Here is a 21,598-nt window from a genome sequence, read left to right on the forward strand (position 1 = left end):
GGGCGGCCGATTTTTTTTGCCTTATGGGCCGCTGGCCCTGGCGGGCGGTGCGTCGCATACTCACGCTCATACACGCAGCGTTGACCTATGCTGTTGAACGCATGTGGCTCATATTCGAGGGGTTCTTATGTTTTACGTGCAACGTGATGCACTGGGCGCGCTGATTCGCGTAGAGGCGGCCGCCTTTACCGAGTCCACCGAAACCCTGCCGGCCGATCACCATGAGATCCAGGCCTGGTACGCCAACGAAGTGGTGGAAACCAGCCTGGCCCAACTCAAGCAGAGCGACCTGGAGATGATCCGGGTGCTGGATGACTTGATCCAGGTGCTGACCCGCAAAGGCGTCATCAGCGTGACCGACCTGCCGCCGGCGGCACAGGCCAAGTTGATGGACCGTAACCACGCGCGGGAAGCGTTGGGTGGGTTGAGCCAGTTGATTGATGATGACGAGAAAGGACTGATCTGAGCCCTGACGCCGAACCTTTATTCAAATGAGGGAGGGGGCAAGCCCCCTCCCACATTTGAATGTCCTGATGTCAGTGTGATTTCCAGGGCGCAGGCTCGCCAAACAGCTGGCCCTGCACACCAAAAATCCCCATCTCGCGAATGACCTTCAGCTCGCCCTCGGTCTCCACACGTTCGGCAATCAACGGCAGATCGATGCTGTGGGCTGCACGCTGGATGGCTTCGATAAACAGACGCTTGTCACTTTCCTGGTCGATGTCGCGAATGTAGCTGCCATCGATCTTCAGGTAGGCCAGGCCCAGGCGTGCCAGGTTGCCGATCATGCTGAACCGCCCACCAAAACGCTGCAGGCTGAGGGAAAAACCCAGCTCGCGCAGGCGGTGGGTAATCTGTTCCAGCACCGGCTGCTCGGGGAGTTGCTCTTCACCAATCTCCAGGGTGAGGCGTGAGCCCAGGTTGCTGTGCTGGCGCAGCAGGTCATAAATCCGATTCAGGGCCTGGGTATCCTGGAACGTTGCGGCCGAGAGGTTCAGCGCCAGGTTATGGTTGTGGCTGGCCATCTGCTTGAGGACTTGTTCCAGCATCAAACGGTCCAGGCGGGCCGACCAGCCGAAGCGCTCGAGCCACGGCAGAAAGCGCCCGGCCGGTATCGTGTGGCCTTCCTCGTCCTGCAGGCGCGACAGTACTTTGTAATGCAAGACCAATTGTGGGTCCTGGCTGGCGACGACCGGCTGGAAGTACAGCTGGAAGCGCTGCTGGGTCAGGGCCTGGTCCAATAATGTGTGCCAGGCATGGTGATCGTCACCGACGCTGGCGGCGGCGCTGCTGTCCAGGCACACCCAACTGGTATCGCCCTGCGCTTCGGCCTGGGCCAGCGCCTGATCGGCGAGGGTCAGCAGTGCTTGTGGCGCATCGCCATGGCTGAACGGCGCCAGGCCGATATAGGCCACCGGCATCACATCGCTGGCGCCGGTCGCCTGCAAGCTGAGCAAGGTGCTTTCCAGGTTCTGCGCCAATTGCAGCGCTTCTTCACGCATCAGTCCCGGTGCCAGCACAGCGAATTCGCCGCCGCGGATACGGGTAACGAGGTTATGGGTTTCCGGGTACGGCTCGCACTGACGCAGCAGTTGTTGGCCGACCGCTTGCAGCAATTGGTCGGTGCGCTGGCCGCCCAGGCGTTGGTTGAGGCCGGCAAGGTCCTTGACCCGCAGTAGCAGCAAGTAACCGGAGTTGGTGTCTTCCGGGTTACTGACACGGGCGTTGAGCTGCATTTCGAAATAACGCCGGTTAGCGAGGCCGGTGAGGTTGTCCTGATAGGACTCGGTGCGCAGTTTTTCGCTGCGTTCGGCCTGTTCCTGGAACAACGCCTTGAGCTTTTCCACCATCTGGTTCATGGCTTGCACCACTCGCCGCAGTTCCGGCGTGCGAGGCAGGTCGGGCAGGCTGAGGAATTCTCGGCGGGCAATCGCGTGGGACTGTTTGACCATGTAGTCCAACGGCTTCAATTGCCGGCGCAGTAACAGCCCACCGAGCACCACACTGACCGCACCGCACAGCAGTAGCCAGCCCAGGCTACCCAAGGCGCTTTGCCAGAGCTTGGCCAGGGCGAACATTGGATGGCTGACCACTTCGACTCGCGCCGCCTGCTCCCAGCCACGGCTAACCAGCGCATCACCACCTGCCGGCTCCAGGCCGATCAACTTTACGAACCAGTTGGGCACGCCGTTGTTATCAGGAATGCCGCTGCGCTCGACGATGGTTTTATCCGTCGCCAGGTCCACCACACGGATGCTGGCGTAGTAGCCGCTGTCGAAGATCGAGCTGACCAGCAGCTCCACCATGGCTGGGTCGTCGATATTGGGGGTCAACGACAGCGCCAACGCCGTCGCGGCATCCTGAGCATGGGAGCGCAGCTGGTTGACGTATTGGGTGCGCGAGCTTTCCAGGCTGACCATGAAACTGCCGCTGAAGGCGACCACCAGGAACAGACAGATTGCGATCAATAGTTGTTTGAACAGAGACATCCGATCAGTTACTCCTAGTTGGCAGGCTCGGCTGGGAAGCCTTCCGCACGCATTTTTTTCAACACATCCTGCCAGCGCGACAAGCGTTTGGTATCACCGATTTTCTTGTTGCCCTTGGCGCCGGGCAAGTACAAGCCCTCGGCGTTGAATGAATACACCGGGACCAAATCGGTGCGGCGGGTAGCCGGCAGGATTTCGTCCATCAGGCTGTCGAGCACCAGCGGGATAGCGTCAGGCGTCGAATAATAGGTCAGAACCATGTGCGCGCGATTCTGCCGCAAAGCCTTGACGTAGGTAATGCGTAATTTGTCGCTGGACACACCCAGATGACGCAAACTGAAATACTTTGCGATCGCGTAGTCTTCACAGTCACCGGCCCCCTTCCAAAGGGCCTCGACGGGCGTCTCCCAATAATCGACAGCGTGCCAGAGGTCGATGTCTTCCACGTAGGTCATTTGCTTGTTGAAGAACAAATTCACGACCTTGAGCTGCTCCGGCTCGCTGACCTGTTTTTGGCTCGCCAATAGCCGCTGCCAGGCGTCGATACGCTGCTGCCCTTCGCCGAGCGGCCCGTACACGGCGGTAGCCTTGCGGCTGATCTGAGAGAAATCCCAATCGGCACGCAGCCCGCCAAGCATCAAGCCGGCCAACAGAATTGCTGATAACAGCCAGCAAAGAACTCGATAGGGAATAAAACTTACCGCCAAGGCGTTCTGTCCATGAAAGAGACGCAATTTCGAGGAATGGTGAAGCCTGGCCCTACAAAAAACAATGGCACAGTGCAATCATTCATAGGAGGACCGAGTTTATAACCGCCCCTTGTGGGAGACACAAAGTATGCTGTGTAAGCCCTTACAAACGGAAACTTTGGCTGTTTGACAAGCGCTTGGGCCGTCTTTAGTGTGCATTGGATCCAATTGACCACACTATTATTCAAGAAAGGAGGATAGCGTAACCGTGACGCAGAAGCCGAACCCTTTAAGCAGCATCAAAATAAGCGGGCCTATTCCCGCCCATCTTGCTCGCGCCGTCATTGAAGAAACGTTGCGCAACGCCATCCTCGATGGGCGATTACCCTGTGGCACCGCGATGCGCCAGCAGGAACTGGCGAGTCTGTTCGGCGTCAGCCGTATGCCCGTGCGCGAAGCCTTGCGCCAACTGGAGGCGCAATCCCTGCTGCATGTGGTGACCCACAAGGGGGCCGTGGTGGCGCCGTTGATCGAGGACAATTCGGCTGAGACCTATGCACTGCGCATGTTGCTCGAATCTGAAGCCCTGCGCTTGTCGATCCCGTTGCTCAGTGACGCCGACCTTGCCGAGGCCGAGGCCTGTATCAATGCGCTGGAATGTGAGAAAGACTACAGAGAGATTGGCCGCCTCAATCGCCTGTTTCACATGGTCTTGTACGGCAAGGCCCCCAATCAGCGACTGCTCGATCTGGTGGAGCACGGGCTGAATGAAGAGGAACGCTTTCTGCGCTTCAATCTTGAAGCGATGGGATTGGGCGAAACGTCTCAGGAGGATCACCGTGAACTGTTGAGCCTGGTGGCGCAGAAAAAGATCGACGAGAGCATTCTGACGCTGCGTAATCACTTGATGCGCGGTATGGAAGTGATCGCTAACTACCTCAAGGGTCTCGAAAGCGCCGACAAAAAAGTCGCGCAATAGGGCCTTCATTACTCGCTGATCATTACACTATGCGGGGTAACTTTCCATCAGGAAAGTTACCATAATGACAGGCAGTAAAACTTACAAGGCTACTAACACCGAGGAACTCTCCCACACTTAAACAACCCGTTGCTCCTGCAACAGCTTGCGGACAAAACATCTAATACTTTTATAATCCGCCCCTAACGTTTAATCAGCTTATTATCTTCGCCCGACCAACCGCACCCCTTCAATCCACTGGGCACAACTCTATCAAGAGTTGCGCTATCTGCGCGGCCTTGACTAAACGTTACACTTCCAACACAACTAAAAAAATCCCAACACTGCTTTTAGAGCACTTGCAACAACTTATAGGCGTCAACCATGCATCAACATTTTATCGAACAAAGAAAACAAAAACTTTTCGGCCATCCGTTATTTATAGAAATAACCTCACTCGCCAAGTTGCGATACTTTATGGAGCACCATGTATTCGCCGTTTGGGACTTCATGACTCTGACCAAGCGCCTGCAACAAGACCTGACGTGCACTCAAATCCCCTGGCTCCCTCCCGCAGACCCCCACGCTGCCCGCTTGATCAATGAAATTGTGCTGGGCGAGGAATCGGATGAGCATCCAACACGCGGCCATTGCAGTCATTTCGAGCTTTACCTGGACGCCATGACAGAGGTAGGCGCCAACACCGCCGCCATCACACGCCTCATTGATCTGCAGCATCAGGGCGTGGAAGCCAGCGCGGCTTTGCAGATGATCGATGCGCCCCGTGGCGTGGTGCAATTTGTCGACAGCACATTGCAAATCGCGCTCAGTGCGCCCACCCACTGTGTGGCGGCGGCCTTCCTGCATGGACGCGAGAGTGTCATTCCCTCGATGTTTGAAGGCTTGATGCACAGCAACGCGTTCATTGAGCGTGAAACACCTACCTTCTTCCACTACCTCAACCGCCATATCGAAGTGGACAGCCACGACCATGGGCCAGCGGCAGAACAGTTGCTCCAGCGTTTGATCGGCACAGATCCGCTTCGCCAGAAACAAGCCGATAACACCGCCCTTGGCGCCGTGGAGCGCCGTATTATGTTCTGGGACAGTGTGCTGGCTACGCTGCAAGAGGTTCGCCCATGAACGCCGTCAATTACCAATCCTTTGCCGATGATTGGGAGCGTCGCGCTACCATCCGCACACGCCCCCGACGCGTACTGGAAAACGACGGCAAACTCATCTTTCCCCTGTGCCGCCAACCGCTGGTGCTGAGTGCAACTTTCCTTGAACACTGCCCGCAGTGGCGCAACTTCGTGCTGACGCAAAGCTTCTATAAATTCGTCAATGATGTGGTGATCTTCGAAACCGAAATCGTCGACAAGACCGCTCGCAGCATCGCGAAAAACCGCTTCTCCCTGCCCTTCCCACTCGCTTGCCGCTACGACGCGATGACGGTCGTTGTGGACGAGGATTACCACGCGTTGGTCGCGCTGGATTTTCTTCAGCAAGCCGTGGAAATGACCGGGATCGAACCGCTCAATCTACCCGGGCAAATTGAATTGAGCCGCGCGCTACCGGCAGCGCAGGCAAAGGTGCCGGCGCACTTGCACGATGCCGTTGAATTAATCGTCGTGGCCATTGCTGAAAATACCGTTACCCATGATGTGGCAGCGTTCTCAAAAGACGCCAGCGTCAAATCGTCTGTGCGCGGCCTGATGGCCGATCACCTGTTCGATGAGGGCCGTCATGCGCGGTTCTGGGCTCAGTTGGTGCGTATTTACTGGCAGTCGGCAACCCCGCAAGATCGCGACAGCATCGCTCAAGCGCTGCCTGTTTTCCTGGCGCGCTACCTGACCAACGATCTGCAACAAGACTTCGACCTGCAACTGATCGAACACCTGGACATCAGTGCCGATACTCGTCTTGCGCTACGTCATGAAATCCATGCGCTGGATTTTCCCATCACCCACCAACATCCACTGGTGGCCAATATCATGGGGTTGCTGCGCCACAGCGGTGTACTGCAAACGCCCAGCGTCGCCCAGGCATTGAGCGCCTACCTGCCGGTACCAGGGAGGTTGGCATGCGGCGTTTAAAGATCGCGTGGAGTACCTCCAGCAAAGCCCTGGACGAGCTCAAGCAAGTGCTGGAGCAATACGGCCATATCGCAGGAGCAGGGTCTGTCGACCTGATAATCGAAGATGGGGGGCAGCCGCTGCCGCCATTGCCAACCGACGTGCCATGGATAAGCCTGCGCGTGGGTATCGGCCCGCTATCCGAGCACGGGCTGCCCTCGCTGCAGTTGCGCTGCTATGACCGCGAGCGCCGCCTGTTGGCTGTGCAGGGCGTCGCCGAGGAACCCAGCGGCAACGGCCAGCGATTACACCAGCAGGCAACGCACGCATTGGTGGAGTGGGCAGCTTGGTTGGTCTGTGGTTTTTCAAGGGATCCAGGTTATTTCTCTATAGCCGCTACCGCTAACGACTGGCCCGAACAGGGCCTGCAAGGGCTGGAAGCAGTGGCATTCATGCATCGGTTCAACCGCACGACAGACCCGGCCTTACTGCGGGCAGCCCAGATGCCCATGATTGAAGCGCTACAGGCCAGTCTTGAGACCTTCGCGAATCGAACAGCGTTGAATATCGCGGGGGGCATGCTGACTTATCAGCAACTTCATCGCCATGCCATAGCGATCCAGCAACGCCTGCTTCCCTTGCTGGGAGGCGTGCAAGCACCACGGGTGATCGGCGTGTGCCTGGAAAAATCCACCGAGCTGTATGCAAGTATTCTTGCGGTGCTGGGTTGCGGCTGTGTGTATTTGCCGTTGGCCCCGGATCACCCGGTGCAGCGTCAGCGCAGCATGTTGGAAAGCCTCCAGGCCTTTGTGCTGCTGGATAACGGTCATCATCCTTTGCGAGATGGCTTCGCGTCCCTTGATGTCAGCCAAATCGCTGTGCACGACGTCGACGCGATACAACCGCTGATGCGCCATCACCCCCTTGCCGACGAGCCTTGCATGGCCTTGTTCACGTCGGGGACCACCGGCCAGCCCAAGTGTGTACTCCTGAGCCACTACAATCTGGCGCATTTCAGCGCGTGGCTCACAACCTGTGTGGGGTTGGATCAACACAGTCGCGTCCTGCAGTTTTCGCCACTGGGCTTCGACTCGTCATTGATCGATATTTTCCCGGCCTTGATCGCCGGCGCTGAATTGATTGTCCCCAGCGCAGATCAACGTCACGACCCTCACCAACTGGTAGAGCTGATTCGCCAGCAACGCATCAGTCATGGATTTCTGCCACCGGCGCTGCTCAGCATTCTGCCGCTGGATAAGCCACTGGGCCTTACTCACTTGCTGACCGGCGGCGATTTCTGCGAGCCCTATGTGATCGAACAACTGGCGGGGCAATGCCAGTTGCATAACCTTTATGGGCCCACCGAGACCACAGTGTTGGCAACACACCGGGTATTCCAACAAGGTGATAGCCATCGCAACATCGGCTACCCCATCGCCAACAGCCAGGTGTTAATCCTCGACGAAAACCTGCAACCGGTGGATGAACAGGTCACGGGCGATTTGTACATTGCCGGTCCAGGCGTCAGCCTCGGCTATTGGAATGCACCGCCGCAACCCGACAGTCCATTCGTTACGCTGAGGCTGCCGAATGGACAGGTTCTCAAGGCTTACCGCAGCGGCGATTTGGCGAAATGGACGCAAGATGGCATCGAGCTCGGCGGGCGTCGGGATGATCAAGTCAAGATCCGTGGCTTTAGAGTCGAGCCTCAGGAGATTGAGCAGTGCCTGCGCGACAGTCGATTGTTTCGCCAAGTGGCAGTGGTGATCGATCCGACGCACAGAGTCATAGGTTTTGCCGCCCAGCCCGAACCCGGCGCTACGCTGCAGAGCCTGAAGGAACATGCCCGGCAGTGGTTGCCTGTACATATGCAGCCGGTCGCCTGGAGCGAGTTGGCCTGTATGCCCGGTACGAGTAACGGCAAGGTCGATCGGAAGGCATTATTGGCCCTGCCAATATCCACGCTGGCCGGGGCGACTCGCAACCCTGTACAAACACCTCTGCAGGAACAGTTGGTGGACTTATGGGCAGAGTTGTTGGCCTTATCCGCAGGCGAAATTTCGATCGATGACAGTTTCTTCAACCTCGGCGGCCACTCCATCCTGTTGTCGAGCCTATTGTTGCGCCTGCGTGAGCAGTTTGGTCGTAGCTTCTGCCTGAGCCCCTTTTTCGAGACACCGACCATCCGCACGTTGGCCGCACTGATGGACGGCGGGGCGCTGCCTGATACCCCTACCCACCGGATGGAAAAAGATGCAGCAAGAATGCTGGGGATCGAGGTGCTGCCTGATACCCGCATGGGTGACCCACGCAAAGCGATCGTCACCGGGGCGAACAGTTTTGTCGGGGTACATATCGTCCAAGCGCTACTGGCCGGCGGGGCGCTGGAAGTAGCGTGTCTGGTGCGGGAACTGCCCGGGCATTCGGCGGCGGCGCGATTCACCCAGGCACTGCGGGAATACCGCCTGGAACATTTGGACCTGAGCCGAGTGCGGGTGTATGCCGCTGACATGCGCGAACCCCGCCTGGGCTTGGCCGGCAATGTGTATGACTATCTTGCCCGTCATTATGGTGTGCTGGTGCATAACGCCGCACAGGTCAATCATGTACTGGATTATGCGTCACTCGCCAGAGACAACGTCGAGCCGGTGTTTGAGTGCCTGCGCCTCTGCGAGACCCACTGTAAGAAGGTCCTTAACTTCATCTCGACGCTGTCGGCCTGCAGCAGCGTGGACGCCGATGGGCACGTCCTTGAATCGCCCGCCGGGCGCGCGCAGCCGCTGTATGTGAAAAATGGCTACAACCTCTCGAAATGGGTAGCTGAGCGATTGCTGGGAAGGGCCGTCGAACAAGGGGCCTGGGTCAATATTCATCGGCCGGGAAATATCAGTTTCAACAGTCAGAGCGGCGTCTGCCAACCGCAGAAGAACCGCCTGATGCTGATGCTCAAGGGGTCTCTGCAATTGGGGCTGGTCCCCCGGTTGGAGGTGAACTTCGATCTGATGCCGGTGGATTTCCTGGCTGGCTTCATAGCCTTCCACAGCGCCCAATTTGCCTTTGGGCGAAACGTGTTCAACCTGCACAACCCACAGCCCTTGAGCTGGGATAAGTACCTCGACGCATTCAGCCAGGCCGGGCACGCCTTCGACCGGGTAAGCGTTGAAGACTGGCAGCAGGCGCTGCGAACGGTTGGCCGTGATAACGCGTTGTTCGGTGTGCTGGGTTTCTACCTGGACGAACTGGACGAAGACATCGGCGATACGTCGATGATCCGTTACGACAATGCCCGATGGGGTCTGGAAAGAATGGGTATGGACTATCCGTCAAAGAGCCCGGCGCTGTTACGCAAAGGCTGTGATTACCTCAGGGCCATCAGCTTCCTCTGAACAGCTTCAGAAATTGCCGACAACACTACTGCGCCAATCAGCATTCGGAGCGAGAGGCCTCGCTCCAATGCAAACAGGATCAGATCTTGAAGCTATCAACCAATTGCTTCAATCGACTGGCCTGCTGGGACAGTGCATCGCAGTCTTTGAGCGTCTCGTTGAGGTTGGCCACACCCTGCTGGTTCAACAGGTTGATCTGGTTGATGTCGACGTTGAGGGTTTCAACAACAGCGGTCTGCTCTTCGGTGGCAGCTGCAACCGACTGGTTCATTCCATCAATCTCAACGATACGCTGCGTCACGCTGATCAGGCGCTCACCCGCCTGGTTGGCCACTTCAACGCTTTCTTCGCTGGAAGTCTGGCTGGCATTCATGGTGGTCACCGCTTCACGCGAGCCCACCTGCAACGAAGTGATCATCTTGTGGATCTCCTCTGCCGACTCTTGGGTACGGTGTGCCAGGTTGCGCACTTCATCTGCCACTACGGCGAACCCACGCCCGGCTTCGCCAGCACGGGCGGCTTCAATTGCCGCATTGAGGGCGAGCAAGTTGGTCTGCTGGGAAATGCCTTTGATCACATCCAGAATATGCCCGATGTTGTCGGTACTGGCGTTAAGGGTTTCGATCTGAGTGCAGGACAGACTGATCTTCTGCGACAGCTCTGACATCGCCAGGATGGTTTGCTCAACCACCTTGCGGCCATCGTCAGCCTGTTCGCTGGCACCGCTGGCATGCTGCGAAGCATCTGCTGCATTGCGGGCGATTTCCTGGGTGGCAGCGCCCAGTTCGTTGATGGCCGCAGCTACGCTGTTGGTACGCGCACTCTGTTCGTCGGAACCGATGATCGAAGCATTGGACGATGCCATTACGCGCTGGGACAAATCATGCACCTGACGCGTTGCCGAAGACACCTCGGAAATCGAGGCGTGGATGCGTTCGACGAATTGATTGAATGCACTGCCGACTTCGCCGAATTCGTCTTTGCTGGTCACTGCGAGTCGTCGGGTCAAATCGCCTTCGCCTTGGGCGATGTCTTGCATGGCGACGCCCATGGTGGTCAACGGACGCAGCAACACTTGAATCAACAGGCTCAAGAGCACGGCAATGGCCACAACGGCGATCAGCATTGCAATCAAAGCCGAGGTACGGAACTTGCCCAGCGGGGCGTAGGCTTTTTCTTTATCAATGGATAGACCGATGTACCAGTCGGCGCCGGGCAAACCGCTGATAGGCGTGAACGAAAGAATACGATCCTGGCCATTGAGAACAACGTCCTGGTTGAGCTTCTCGATGCGCACGTTGGTGCCAGGGTAGATGTCCTTGAGATTTTTCATCACCTGGTCCTGGTCAGGGCTCACGATGACCTGACCATCGCCACTGACCAGAAACGCATGGCCAATGCCGCCGAAGTCTACCGAGTTGATGATCTTCACCAGGGTTTGCAGGCTAAGGTCACCCCCAACAACACCCAACAGTTCGCCGTTCTTCTTCACCGGCATGGCAATTGTCACGATCTGACCGCCTACAGCCGCCATATAAGGCGGGGTAAGCATTGTTTTGTCTGCAGCTACTGCCTGCTTGTACCAAGGGCGCTGACGAGGGTCATAGTCGTCAGGCATCTTCGCGTCAGGGCGTTGTGTAAATACGCCATTGGTTTGGCCCACGTAGGTGAACTGGAAGTTGGAGGTAAACGCTGGCTGATCCACCAACCCGGGAAGATCGACGGCACTGCCTTGATGGGCAACGTTCTGCGCCAGATTCTCGAGGACCAGGATGCGACCACTGAGCCAGTTCTGCACACTGCTGGCGGTAAGCTCGCCGGATTGCTCGATAGACGAGGCCAGGTTTTGCCTGATCGTGCTGCGTTGCAGGTAGTCGTTGTAGAGGGTGAATAACGCGAAGGCTAAAACCACGACGCCTGACGCGGCCAACAGAATTTTATGACTGAACTTGAGATTCATTTCATCGACTTCTTTTTGCCAAAGGGGGGTGAGCGTGCCGAGTAGAACATTCCATGTAACGGGATAGGCGGACTCTGCGGTCGCTCTATTTCGGTGCACGCATGGCTCGTCAGGCTTTCGGCCAAACATCGGCAAAGCTTAGAAATTTGTGTGAAGCATCTTCTTTTTACGTAGGAAACCGACAGGCGGTAGCTGAAGGCGGGAGGGTGTGAAATAGAGCCTTAAACGACAAAACCCCTGTCTGCGTTAGCAGACAGGGGTTTCGGAATTCAATCTTGACGATGACCTACTCTCACATGGGGAAACCCCACACTACCATCGGCGATGCATCGTTTCACTGCTGAGTTCGGGATGGGATCAGGTGGTTCCAATGCTCTATGGTCGTCAAGAAATTCTGTGTACCAGACCGTTGCGTTGGCAACGTGCCGGTGAAATTCATGAGCTTCTACATAAACAAAACCCCTGTTTGCGTTAGCAAACAGGGGTTTCGGAATTTAATCTTGACGATGACCTACTCTCACATGGGGAAACCCCACACTACCATCGGCGATGCATCGTTTCACTGCTGAGTTCGGGATGGGATCAGGTGGTTCCAATGCTCTATGGTCGTCAAGAAATTCGGGTACTGAGTCGTGACCAGCTGGCCTCGCTTCAGCAAATTGGGTATGTGACAGCTTTCGGTGTTTTGTGAGCGTCGAACTTTCGGTTCATCTTCGTCTTCACACACCGCAATCTGATGCTCTTTCGAGAAACAAATTGCTTGGGTGTTATATGGTCAAGCCTCACGGGCAATTAGTATTGGTTAGCTCAACGCCTCACAGCGCTTACACACCCAACCTATCAACGTCGTAGTCTTCGACGGCCCTTCAGGGAACTCAAGGTTCCAGTGAGATCTCATCTTGAGGCTAGTTTCCCGCTTAGATGCTTTCAGCGGTTATCTATTCCGAACATAGCTACCCGGCAATGCCACTGGCGTGACAACCGGAACACCAGAGGTTCGTCCACTCCGGTCCTCTCGTACTAGGAGCAGCCCCTCTCAAATCTCAAACGTCCACGGCAGATAGGGACCGAACTGTCTCACGACGTTCTAAACCCAGCTCGCGTACCACTTTAAATGGCGAACAGCCATACCCTTGGGACCGGCTTCAGCCCCAGGATGTGATGAGCCGACATCGAGGTGCCAAACACCGCCGTCGATATGAACTCTTGGGCGGTATCAGCCTGTTATCCCCGGAGTACCTTTTATCCGTTGAGCGATGGCCCTTCCATACAGAACCACCGGATCACTAAGACCTACTTTCGTACCTGCTCGACGTGTCTGTCTCGCAGTCAAGCGCGCTTTTGCCTTTATACTCTACGACCGATTTCCGACCGGTCTGAGCGCACCTTCGTACTCCTCCGTTACTCTTTAGGAGGAGACCGCCCCAGTCAAACTACCCACCATACACTGTCCTCGATCCGGATAACGGACCTGAGTTAGAACCTCAAAGTTGCCAGGGTGGTATTTCAAGGTTGGCTCCACGCAGACTGGCGTCCACGCTTCAAAGCCTCCCACCTATCCTACACAAGCAAATTCAAAGTCCAGTGCAAAGCTATAGTAAAGGTTCACGGGGTCTTTCCGTCTAGCCGCGGATACACTGCATCTTCACAGCGATTTCAATTTCACTGAGTCTCGGGTGGAGACAGCGCCGCCATCGTTACGCCATTCGTGCAGGTCGGAACTTACCCGACAAGGAATTTCGCTACCTTAGGACCGTTATAGTTACGGCCGCCGTTTACCGGGGCTTCGATCAAGAGCTTCGCGTTAGCTAACCCCATCAATTAACCTTCCGGCACCGGGCAGGCGTCACACCCTATACGTCCACTTTCGTGTTTGCAGAGTGCTGTGTTTTTAATAAACAGTCGCAGCGGCCTGGTATCTTCGACCGGCATGAGCTTACGGAGCAAGTCCTTCACCCTCACCGGCGCACCTTCTCCCGAAGTTACGGTGCCATTTTGCCTAGTTCCTTCACCCGAGTTCTCTCAAGCGCCTTGGTATTCTCTACCCAACCACCTGTGTCGGTTTGGGGTACGGTTCCTGGTTACCTGAAGCTTAGAAGCTTTTCTTGGAAGCATGGCATCAACCACTTCGTTAACTAAAAGTTAACTCGTCATCAGCTCTCGGCCTTAGAATCCCGGATTTACCTAAGATTCCAGCCTACCACCTTAAACTTGGACAACCAACGCCAAGCTGGCCTAGCCTTCTCCGTCCCTCCATCGCAATAACCAGAAGTACAGGAATATTAACCTGTTTTCCATCGACTACGCTTTTCAGCCTCGCCTTAGGGACCGACTAACCCTGCGTCGATTAACGTTGCGCAGGAAACCTTGGTCTTTCGGCGTGGGTGTTTTTCACACCCATTGTCGTTACTCATGTCAGCATTCGCACTTCTGATACCTCCAGCAAGCTTCTCAACTCACCTTCACAGGCTTACAGAACGCTCCTCTACCGCATCACTTACGTGATACCCGTAGCTTCGGTGTATGGTTTGAGCCCCGTTACATCTTCCGCGCAGGCCGACTCGACTAGTGAGCTATTACGCTTTCTTTAAAGGGTGGCTGCTTCTAAGCCAACCTCCTAGCTGTCTAAGCCTTCCCACATCGTTTCCCACTTAACCATAACTTTGGGACCTTAGCTGACGGTCTGGGTTGTTTCCCTTTTCACGACGGACGTTAGCACCCGCCGTGTGTCTCCCATGCTCGGCACTTGTAGGTATTCGGAGTTTGCATCGGTTTGGTAAGTCGGGATGACCCCCTAGCCGAAACAGTGCTCTACCCCCTACAGTGATACATGAGGCGCTACCTAAATAGCTTTCGAGGAGAACCAGCTATCTCCGAGCTTGATTAGCCTTTCACTCCGATCCACAGGTCATCCGCTAACTTTTCAACGGTAGTCGGTTCGGTCCTCCAGTTAGTGTTACCCAACCTTCAACCTGCCCATGGATAGATCGCCCGGTTTCGGGTCTATTCCCAGCGACTAGACGCCCTATTAAGACTCGCTTTCGCTACGCCTCCCCTATTCGGTTAAGCTCGCCACTGAAAATAAGTCGCTGACCCATTATACAAAAGGTACGCAGTCACCCAACAAAGTGGGCTCCCACTGCTTGTACGCATACGGTTTCAGGATCTATTTCACTCCCCTCTCCGGGGTTCTTTTCGCCTTTCCCTCACGGTACTAGTTCACTATCGGTCAGTCAGTAGTATTTAGCCTTGGAGGATGGTCCCCCCATATTCAGACAAAGTTTCTCGTGCTCCGTCCTACTCGATTTCATGACTAAGAGATTTTCGCGTACAGGGCTATCACCCACTATGGCCGCACTTTCCAGAGCGTTCCGCTAATCTCAAAGCCACTTAAGGGCTAGTCCCCGTTCGCTCGCCACTACTAAGGGAATCTCGGTTGATTTCTTTTCCTCAGGGTACTTAGATGTTTCAGTTCCCCTGGTTCGCTTCTTGCACCTATGTATTCAGTACAAGATAACCATCTTATGATGGCTGGGTTCCCCCATTCAGACATCTCCGGATCAAAGTCTGTTTGCCGACTCCCCGAAGCTTTTCGCAGGCTACCACGTCTTTCATCGCCTCTGACTGCCAAGGCATCCACCGTATGCGCTTCTTCACTTGACCATATAACCCCAAGCAATCTGGTTATACTGTGAAGACAACATTCGCCGAAAATTCGAATTTCTCGATTAAGAGAACTCACAAATTTTACCTTAGCCTGATCCGTTACCAGTGAAAGTAACGTTCAGTCTATCTTTCTATCACATACCCAAATTTTTAAAGAACGAACTAGTCAAAGACTAGAAATCAACATTCACCATCACAACGATGGAATGCTCATTTCTAAGCTTTATACAAACAGAAGCAGTAGTGGTGGAGCCAAACGGGATCGAACCGTTGACCTCCTGCGTGCAAGGCAGGCGCTCTCCCAGCTGAGCTATGGCCCCGTATTTCTACAGGCGTTTCCCACACAAAATTGGTGGGTCTGGGCAGATTCGAACTGCCGACCTCACCCTTATCAGGGGTGCGCTCTAACCAACTGAGCTACAGACCCAATTTCGGGCTGCTTCTTTCGTCTTCTTCAATGAATCAAGCAATTCGTGTGGGAACTTATGGAGCAGCTGATGTCGTCGATTAAGGAGGTGATCCAGCCGCAGGTTCCCCTACGGCTACCTTGTTACGACTTCACCCCAGTCATGAATCACACCGTGGTAACCGTCCTCCCGAAGGTTAGACTAGCTACTTCTGGTGCAACCCACTCCCATGGTGTGACGGGCGGTGTGTACAAGGCCCGGGAACGTATTCACCGCGACATTCTGATTCGCGATTACTAGCGATTCCGACTTCACGCAGTCGAGTTGCAGACTGCGATCCGGACTACGATCGGTTTTATGGGATTAGCTCCACCTCGCGGCTTGGCAACCCTCTGTACCGACCATTGTAGCACGTGTGTAGCCCAGGCCGTAAGGGCCATGATGACTTGACGTCATCCCCACCTTCCTCCGGTTTGTCACCGGCAGTCTCCTTAGAGTGCCCACCATTACGTGCTGGTAACTAAGGACAAGGGTTGCGCTCGTTACGGGACTTAACCCAACATCTCACGACACGAGCTGACGACAGCCATGCAGCACCTGTCTCAATGTTCCCGAAGGCACCAATCCATCTCTGGAAAGTTCATTGGATGTCAAGGCCTGGTAAGGTTCTTCGCGTTGCTTCGAATTAAACCACATGCTCCACCGCTTGTGCGGGCCCCCGTCAATTCATTTGAGTTTTAACCTTGCGGCCGTACTCCCCAGGCGGTCAACTTAATGCGTTAGCTGCGCCACTAAAAGCTCAAGGCTTCCAACGGCTAGTTGACATCGTTTACGGCGTGGACTACCAGGGTATCTAATCCTGTTTGCTCCCCACGCTTTCGCACCTCAGTGTCAGTATTAGTCCAGGTGGTCGCCTTCGCCACTGGTGTTCCTTCCTATATCTACGCATTTCACCGCTACACAGGAAATTCCACCACCCTCTACCATACTCTAGTCAGTCAGTTTTGAATGCAGTTCCCAGGTTGAGCCCGGGGATTTCACATCCAACTTAACAAACCACCTACGCGCGCTTTACGCCCAGTAATTCCGATTAACGCTTGCACCCTCTGTATTACCGCGGCTGCTGGCACAGAGTTAGCCGGTGCTTATTCTGTCGGTAACGTCAAAATTGCAGAGTATTAATCTACAACCCTTCCTCCCAACTTAAAGTGCTTTACAATCCGAAGACCTTCTTCACACACGCGGCATGGCTGGATCAGGCTTTCGCCCATTGTCCAATATTCCCCACTGCTGCCTCCCGTAGGAGTCTGGACCGTGTCTCAGTTCCAGTGTGACTGATCATCCTCTCAGACCAGTTACGGATCGTCGCCTTGGTGAGCCATTACCCCACCAACTAGCTAATCCGACCTAGGCTCATCTGATAGCGCAAGGCCCGAAGGTCCCCTGCTTTCTCCCGTAGGACGTATGCGGTATTAGCGTCCGTTTCCGAACGTTATCCCCCACTACCAGGCAGATTCCTAGGCATTACTCACCCGTCCGCCGCTCTCAAGAGAAGCAAGCTTCTCTCTACCGCTCGACTTGCATGTGTTAGGCCTGCCGCCAGCGTTCAATCTGAGCCATGATCAAACTCTTCAGTTCAAACATCTTTGGGTTTTTAAGAAACCCTAAACTTGGCTCAGCAATCGTTGGTTACATCTTTGATTTCTCGCGGAGTAACTTGTGATGCTGATAATCTTGTTGACTATCAGTCTGACTCCACAAGCACCCACACGAATTGCTTGATTCAGTTGTTAAAGAGCGGTTGGTTAAGATCTTTCGTCTCAACCGAGGCGCGCATTCTACAGCAGCCTCATTTGCTGTCAAGTGATTATTTTCAGAAGCTTTCGAAGATTTCTTCAACAACTTCAACCACTTGCGCTTAAGATCTCTCCGAAGCGGGAGGCGAATTCTACAGCGTTACACGCTGCTGTCAACACCTCTTTTTCAACTTCCTTTTGGCTTCGATGAACTGAAGCAACCTACTGCCGAAAACTACGTAACTCATTGTTTACCAAGGAGTTTTCCGTTTCGACTGCGCCGGAAGTGGGGCGAATTATAGGCTTCCAGAATCTGCCGTCAACTCTTAATTCCGCTTTTCTATCAATTAGTTAGAATTGATTAGAAAACCACCACCACTTATAGGAACGCCATGATTTCCCTCTATATAGAAGGAAATCATTCAGACGATACCCGCCTCCTTCAACGCAGCCACATTAGCTGCCCCTAGCCCCAAAATCCCCTGCAGCACCTGAAGCGTGTGCTCCCCCAGGAGAGGTGGTGCATTTCGATATTCCACTGGCGTCTTGGACAAGCGTATCGGGCTGGCCACCTGAGGCACCATCCCCGCCAGCGCATGGGGAAGCTCCATCGCCAGGCCGCGCGCCTTGACCTGAGGATCGGAGAAAACTTGCGCCAGATCATTGATCGGTCCACAGGGCACGCCCACTCTCTCCAATTGCGACACCCACTCAGCCGTTGTCTTGAAGACAGTCGCCTGGCGGATCAACGGAATCAGTGCAGCACGGTTGGCCACTCGCGCCTGGTTAGTGGCGAAACGCGGGTCATCCCCCCATTGCGGCTGCCCAGCAACTTCAGCGAACTTGCGGAACTGGCCGTCATTACCCACCGTCAGGATGAAATCACCATCAGCCGTAGGAAAATCCTGATACGGCACGATGTTCGGATGCGCATTGCCCAGGCGTTTTGGCGACACTCCGGTGGTCAGGTAATTCATCGCCTGATTAGCCAGGCAAGCCACCTGCACATCCAGCAGCGCCATATCGATATGTTGCCCACCGCCATCATGATCGCGGTGAGCCAACGCTGCCAGGATCGCGACGGTCGAATAGAGCCCCGTGAGAATATCGGTCAATGCCACACCGACTTTCACCGGTCCTGCGCCCTCATCACCTTCAGGCCGGCCGGTCAGGCTCATCAACCCACCCAGCCCTTGAATCATGAAGTCGTAGCCGGCACGCGCTGCATAAGGCCCCGTCTGCCCAAAGCCCGTGATCGAGCAGTAGATCAACTCAGGATTTATCTCCTTGAGCGACTCGTAATCCAGCCCATAAGCCGCCAGACCACCGACTTTGAAGTTCTCGATCAGGATGTCCGACTTGGCCGCCAGATCACGCACCAGTTTCTGCCCTTCAGGCTTAGTGAAGTCGATGGTCACCGATTCTTTATTTCGGTTAGCGGACAGATAGTACGCCGCCTCACTGGTATTTTCGCCGTATGCGTCCTTGAGGAAGGGCGGCCCCCAGGCGCGCGTGTCATCACCGCTGCCTGGCCTTTCGACCTTGATCACCTCGGCCCCAAGGTCCGCAAGAATCTGCCCGGACCAAGGGCCCGCCAGTACACGCGATAAATCCAGTACCCGCAGGTGGGAAAGCGCGCCCATGTCCGTGCTCCTATTAATAGAACGCCTGAAGACCGGTCTGTGCGCGCCCAAGAATCAAGGCATGCACGTCGTGGGTTCCCTCATAGGTATTGACCACTTCGAGGTTGACCAGGTGGCGCGCCACCCCGAACTCGTCGGAGATGCCGTTGCCGCCCAACATATCGCGGGCCATGCGGGCGATGTCCAGGGACTTGCCACACGAGTTACGCTTCATGATCGATGTAATCTCGACCGCTGCGGTCCCCTCATCTTTCATCCGCCCCAGACGTAGGCACCCTTGCAGAGCCAAGGTGATCTCGGTCTGCATATCGGCCAGCTTCTTCTGGATCAACTGCGTTGCGGCCAATGGCCGACCAAACTGCTGACGATCCAGAGTGTACTGACGCGCGGTATGCCAGCAGAACTCAGCAGCCCCCAACGCCCCCCAGGAGATACCGTAGCGCGCCGAATTCAGGCAAGTAAAAGGCCCCTTCAAGCCACGCACATCCGGAAAAATGTTCTCGTCCGGCACAAACACGTTATCCATGACAATTTCGCCGGTAATGGACGCTCGCAAGCCGACCTTGCCGTGAATCGCCGGGGCGCTAAGGCCCTTCCAACCTTTTTCCAGGACGAAACCACGGATATCGCCTGCATCATCTTTGCCCCACACCACAAACACGTCAGCTATCGGGCTGTTGGTGATCCACATCTTCGCGCCGGTCAGGCTGTAGCCGCCATCTACCTTTCGCGCACGGGTAATCATCGCGCCCGGATCAGAACCATGGTTGGGTTCGGTGAGCCCGAAACAGCCAATCCATTCGCCGGACGCCAATTTCGGCAAGTATTTTTGTTTTTGCGCCTCGGTGCCGAACTCATTGATCGGCACCATGACCAGTGACGACTGAACACTCATCATCGAACGATAGCCGGAGTCGACACGCTCCACCTCACGCGCAATCAGCCCGTAGCTGACGTAGTTCAAGCCGCTGCCACCGTATTGCTCGGGAATCATCGCGCCCAGCAAACCGGTTTCTCCCATCTCACGGAAGATAGCGGGATCAGTCTTTTCATGACGAAAGGCTTCGAGCACGCGAGGGGCCAGCTTGTCCTGAGCAAACTGCTCGGCACTGTCACGCACCATGCGCTCCTCTTCAGTGAGCTGTTGATCCAGCAGCAGTGGATCGATCCAGTTGAAGCTTGCCTTGCCAGCCATGAATAAGTCCTCGCGGATAAAAACGGAAGTCGTGATTCAGACTAGGCCGGCCACGCGCAGAGGGCAAACGAGGTTTCTGCATAGGGTTGTGCTAATTTCTCACTCCGTAATACTCGAAAAGCCCATAAATGCGCCTTATCTGTGAGGGCAACGTACATGCGCAGAAAAATCCCTAGCACCACCGCGCTTATCAGCTTCGAAGCGGCAGCCCGTCACGAAAGCTTCACCAAGGCGGCACAGGAGCTTTCCATCACCCAAGGCGCCATCTGTCGACAGATCGCCAGCCTTGAGGAGTTTTTAAGTGTCGAACTGTTTCGCCGCTCGCGTCGAGGGGTGAAGCTGACAGAGGCAGGGCTCTCTTACAGCCGCAGAGTTGCTACACAGCTGGACGCCGTAGAGCGCGACACCCTCTCGGTCATGGGTCAGCAGGGCACCAACGCCATCGAGTTGGCGGTGGTACCGACCTTCGGCACGCAATGGCTGATTCCACGCCTCAAGGACTTTCAGGACCGGCACCCGGAGGTGACCGTGAATCTGACCAATCGGACACGCCCGTTCCTGTTCGCCGACACTGCGTTCGACGCCGCGATCTACTTCGGCGATGCCGATTGGTCCGGCACAGAGTCACACCGGCTGATGGGAGAAAACCCTGTCCCGGTGTGCAGTCCACACTTACTTGGAGGCCGCGCGCACTTAACTCCTCAAGAGATCGCCGAATTACCGCTGCTACAGCAGACAACACGCCCCTATGCCTGGCGTCAGTGGTTCAACGCGCAACAGCTGAGCCTGCCGCGCGACATGACAGGCCCTCGATACGAGCTATTCTCGATGTTGTCCCAAGCGGCTATGCATGACATGGGCATCGCACTGATACCTCCCTTCCTCATCCAGCGCGAGCTGAAGGAGCAGCGACTGGTGATTGCGAGCACCGAAACGCTAAGCAGCGAAAAGGCGTACTACCTCATGATTCCCGATAAAAAAGTCGAATCGGCCTCGCTACACGCATTCAAGGACTGGCTGATTGAACAATCAAAGCGCTACAACCCCGGCATTTAAAGGATAAAGCTAACTTGCTGACCCTGTAGTCAGGTTATTTTTAATCCTACAGATATACGTATATGTCGCATTTAGACAGTCTGTACCGGTCGAGCGAAAATAAGGCTCAAGGCCATGATCTACATGGCTTGTAGCGACTAATACCAGCCTATAAGCGACCATTCACGTCGGCGATTGGAAAACATCGAATAAATGCCCTTGACCCTTTAAATACTTGTATTTAAAGAGGTTATTTAAGTCGGTTGCGACAATCAGTCACAGGGTGACTTGTAGTTAAT

At 55.3% G+C, this 21,598-nt stretch carries 11 protein-coding genes, 2 tRNA genes and 4 rRNA genes; 6 read left to right on the forward strand and 11 right to left on the reverse strand.

The window, feature by feature from the left end; translation table 11 throughout:
- Positions 1 to 127: 127 nt before the first annotated feature.
- On the forward strand, positions 128 to 466 hold the full coding sequence (locus QMK52_RS06495; protein ID WP_005783528.1) for a hypothetical protein: 339 nt from the start codon (positions 128 to 130) through the stop codon (positions 464 to 466).
- Between the two features lie 70 nt (positions 467 to 536).
- On the opposite strand, the gene lapD is transcribed toward QMK52_RS06495, so the two are convergent.
- Both lapD and lapG read right to left on the reverse strand, forming a co-directional pair.
- Positions 537 to 2,489: a cyclic di-GMP receptor LapD gene (gene lapD / locus QMK52_RS06500; protein WP_005783526.1), complete on the reverse strand. Its 1,953-nt coding sequence runs from the start codon at positions 2,487 to 2,489 to the stop codon at positions 537 to 539.
- Between the two features lie 14 nt (positions 2,490 to 2,503).
- Positions 2,504 to 3,127 carry a cysteine protease LapG gene (gene lapG / locus QMK52_RS06505; RefSeq protein WP_413817833.1) on the reverse strand — a complete coding sequence of 208 codons (624 nt, stop codon included), beginning with the start codon at positions 3,125 to 3,127 and terminating at the stop codon, positions 2,504 to 2,506.
- A 319-nt stretch (positions 3,128 to 3,446) separates the two neighbouring features.
- Here lapG and QMK52_RS06510 point away from each other — a divergent pair, with 319 nt between their 5' ends.
- From QMK52_RS06510 to QMK52_RS06525, 4 genes are all read left to right on the forward strand, one after another.
- Positions 3,447 to 4,157, forward strand: coding sequence for a GntR family transcriptional regulator (locus tag QMK52_RS06510; protein WP_005783523.1), 711 nt, complete (start codon positions 3,447 to 3,449; stop codon positions 4,155 to 4,157).
- A 363-nt stretch (positions 4,158 to 4,520) separates the two neighbouring features.
- Positions 4,521 to 5,279 carry a DUF3050 domain-containing protein gene (locus QMK52_RS06515; protein ID WP_005783521.1) on the forward strand — a complete coding sequence of 253 codons (759 nt, stop codon included), beginning with the start codon at positions 4,521 to 4,523 and terminating at the stop codon, positions 5,277 to 5,279.
- Positions 5,276 to 6,232: a diiron oxygenase gene (locus tag QMK52_RS06520; protein ID WP_005783519.1), complete on the forward strand. Its 957-nt coding sequence runs from the start codon at positions 5,276 to 5,278 to the stop codon at positions 6,230 to 6,232. The genes QMK52_RS06515 and QMK52_RS06520 overlap by 4 nt, the downstream gene beginning before the upstream one ends.
- Positions 6,220 to 9,597 carry an amino acid adenylation domain-containing protein gene (locus QMK52_RS06525; protein ID WP_194439697.1) on the forward strand — a complete coding sequence of 1,126 codons (3,378 nt, stop codon included), beginning with the start codon at positions 6,220 to 6,222 and terminating at the stop codon, positions 9,595 to 9,597. The genes QMK52_RS06520 and QMK52_RS06525 overlap by 13 nt, the downstream gene beginning before the upstream one ends.
- A gap of 79 nt (positions 9,598 to 9,676) precedes the next feature.
- On the opposite strand, the gene QMK52_RS06530 is transcribed toward QMK52_RS06525, so the two are convergent.
- The 9 genes from QMK52_RS06530 to QMK52_RS06570 all read right to left on the reverse strand — a co-directional run bounded on the left by QMK52_RS06530 (position 9,677) and on the right by QMK52_RS06570 (position 20,264).
- A complete protein-coding gene (locus QMK52_RS06530) occupies positions 9,677 to 11,557 on the reverse strand; it encodes a methyl-accepting chemotaxis protein (RefSeq protein ID WP_005783516.1) in 1,881 nt (626 codons plus the stop codon).
- Between the two features lie 273 nt (positions 11,558 to 11,830).
- Positions 11,831 to 11,946 (reverse strand): 5S ribosomal RNA (gene rrf / locus QMK52_RS06535).
- 109 nt (positions 11,947 to 12,055) lie between these two features.
- A 5S ribosomal RNA gene (gene rrf, locus QMK52_RS06540) occupies positions 12,056 to 12,171 on the reverse strand.
- A 157-nt stretch (positions 12,172 to 12,328) separates the two neighbouring features.
- Positions 12,329 to 15,220: ribosomal RNA gene (locus tag QMK52_RS06545) — 23S ribosomal RNA — on the reverse strand.
- Positions 15,221 to 15,467: 247 nt separating this feature from the next.
- Positions 15,468 to 15,543, reverse strand: a tRNA-Ala gene (locus tag QMK52_RS06550).
- 30 nt (positions 15,544 to 15,573) lie between these two features.
- Positions 15,574 to 15,650: transfer RNA gene (locus QMK52_RS06555), tRNA-Ile, on the reverse strand.
- Positions 15,651 to 15,731: 81 nt separating this feature from the next.
- Positions 15,732 to 17,268, reverse strand: a 16S ribosomal RNA gene (locus tag QMK52_RS06560).
- Together the 16S, 23S and 5S rRNA genes with 2 tRNA genes alongside form the textbook arrangement of a ribosomal RNA operon.
- Positions 17,269 to 17,848: 580 nt before the next feature.
- A complete protein-coding gene (locus tag QMK52_RS06565) occupies positions 17,849 to 19,069 on the reverse strand; it encodes a CaiB/BaiF CoA transferase family protein (RefSeq protein WP_194439695.1) in 1,221 nt (406 codons plus the stop codon).
- Between the two features lie 13 nt (positions 19,070 to 19,082).
- Positions 19,083 to 20,264, reverse strand: coding sequence for an acyl-CoA dehydrogenase (locus QMK52_RS06570; protein WP_005783512.1), 1,182 nt, complete (start codon positions 20,262 to 20,264; stop codon positions 19,083 to 19,085).
- Positions 20,265 to 20,420: 156 nt separating this feature from the next.
- Here QMK52_RS06570 and QMK52_RS06575 point away from each other — a divergent pair, with 156 nt between their 5' ends.
- Positions 20,421 to 21,320: a LysR family transcriptional regulator gene (locus QMK52_RS06575; protein ID WP_005783510.1), complete on the forward strand. Its 900-nt coding sequence runs from the start codon at positions 20,421 to 20,423 to the stop codon at positions 21,318 to 21,320.
- Positions 21,321 to 21,598 lie beyond the last annotated feature (278 nt).

Source organism: Pseudomonas sp. P9_2, from assembly GCF_034008255.1.
GTDB lineage: Bacteria > Pseudomonadota > Gammaproteobacteria > Pseudomonadales > Pseudomonadaceae > Aquipseudomonas > Aquipseudomonas synxantha_A.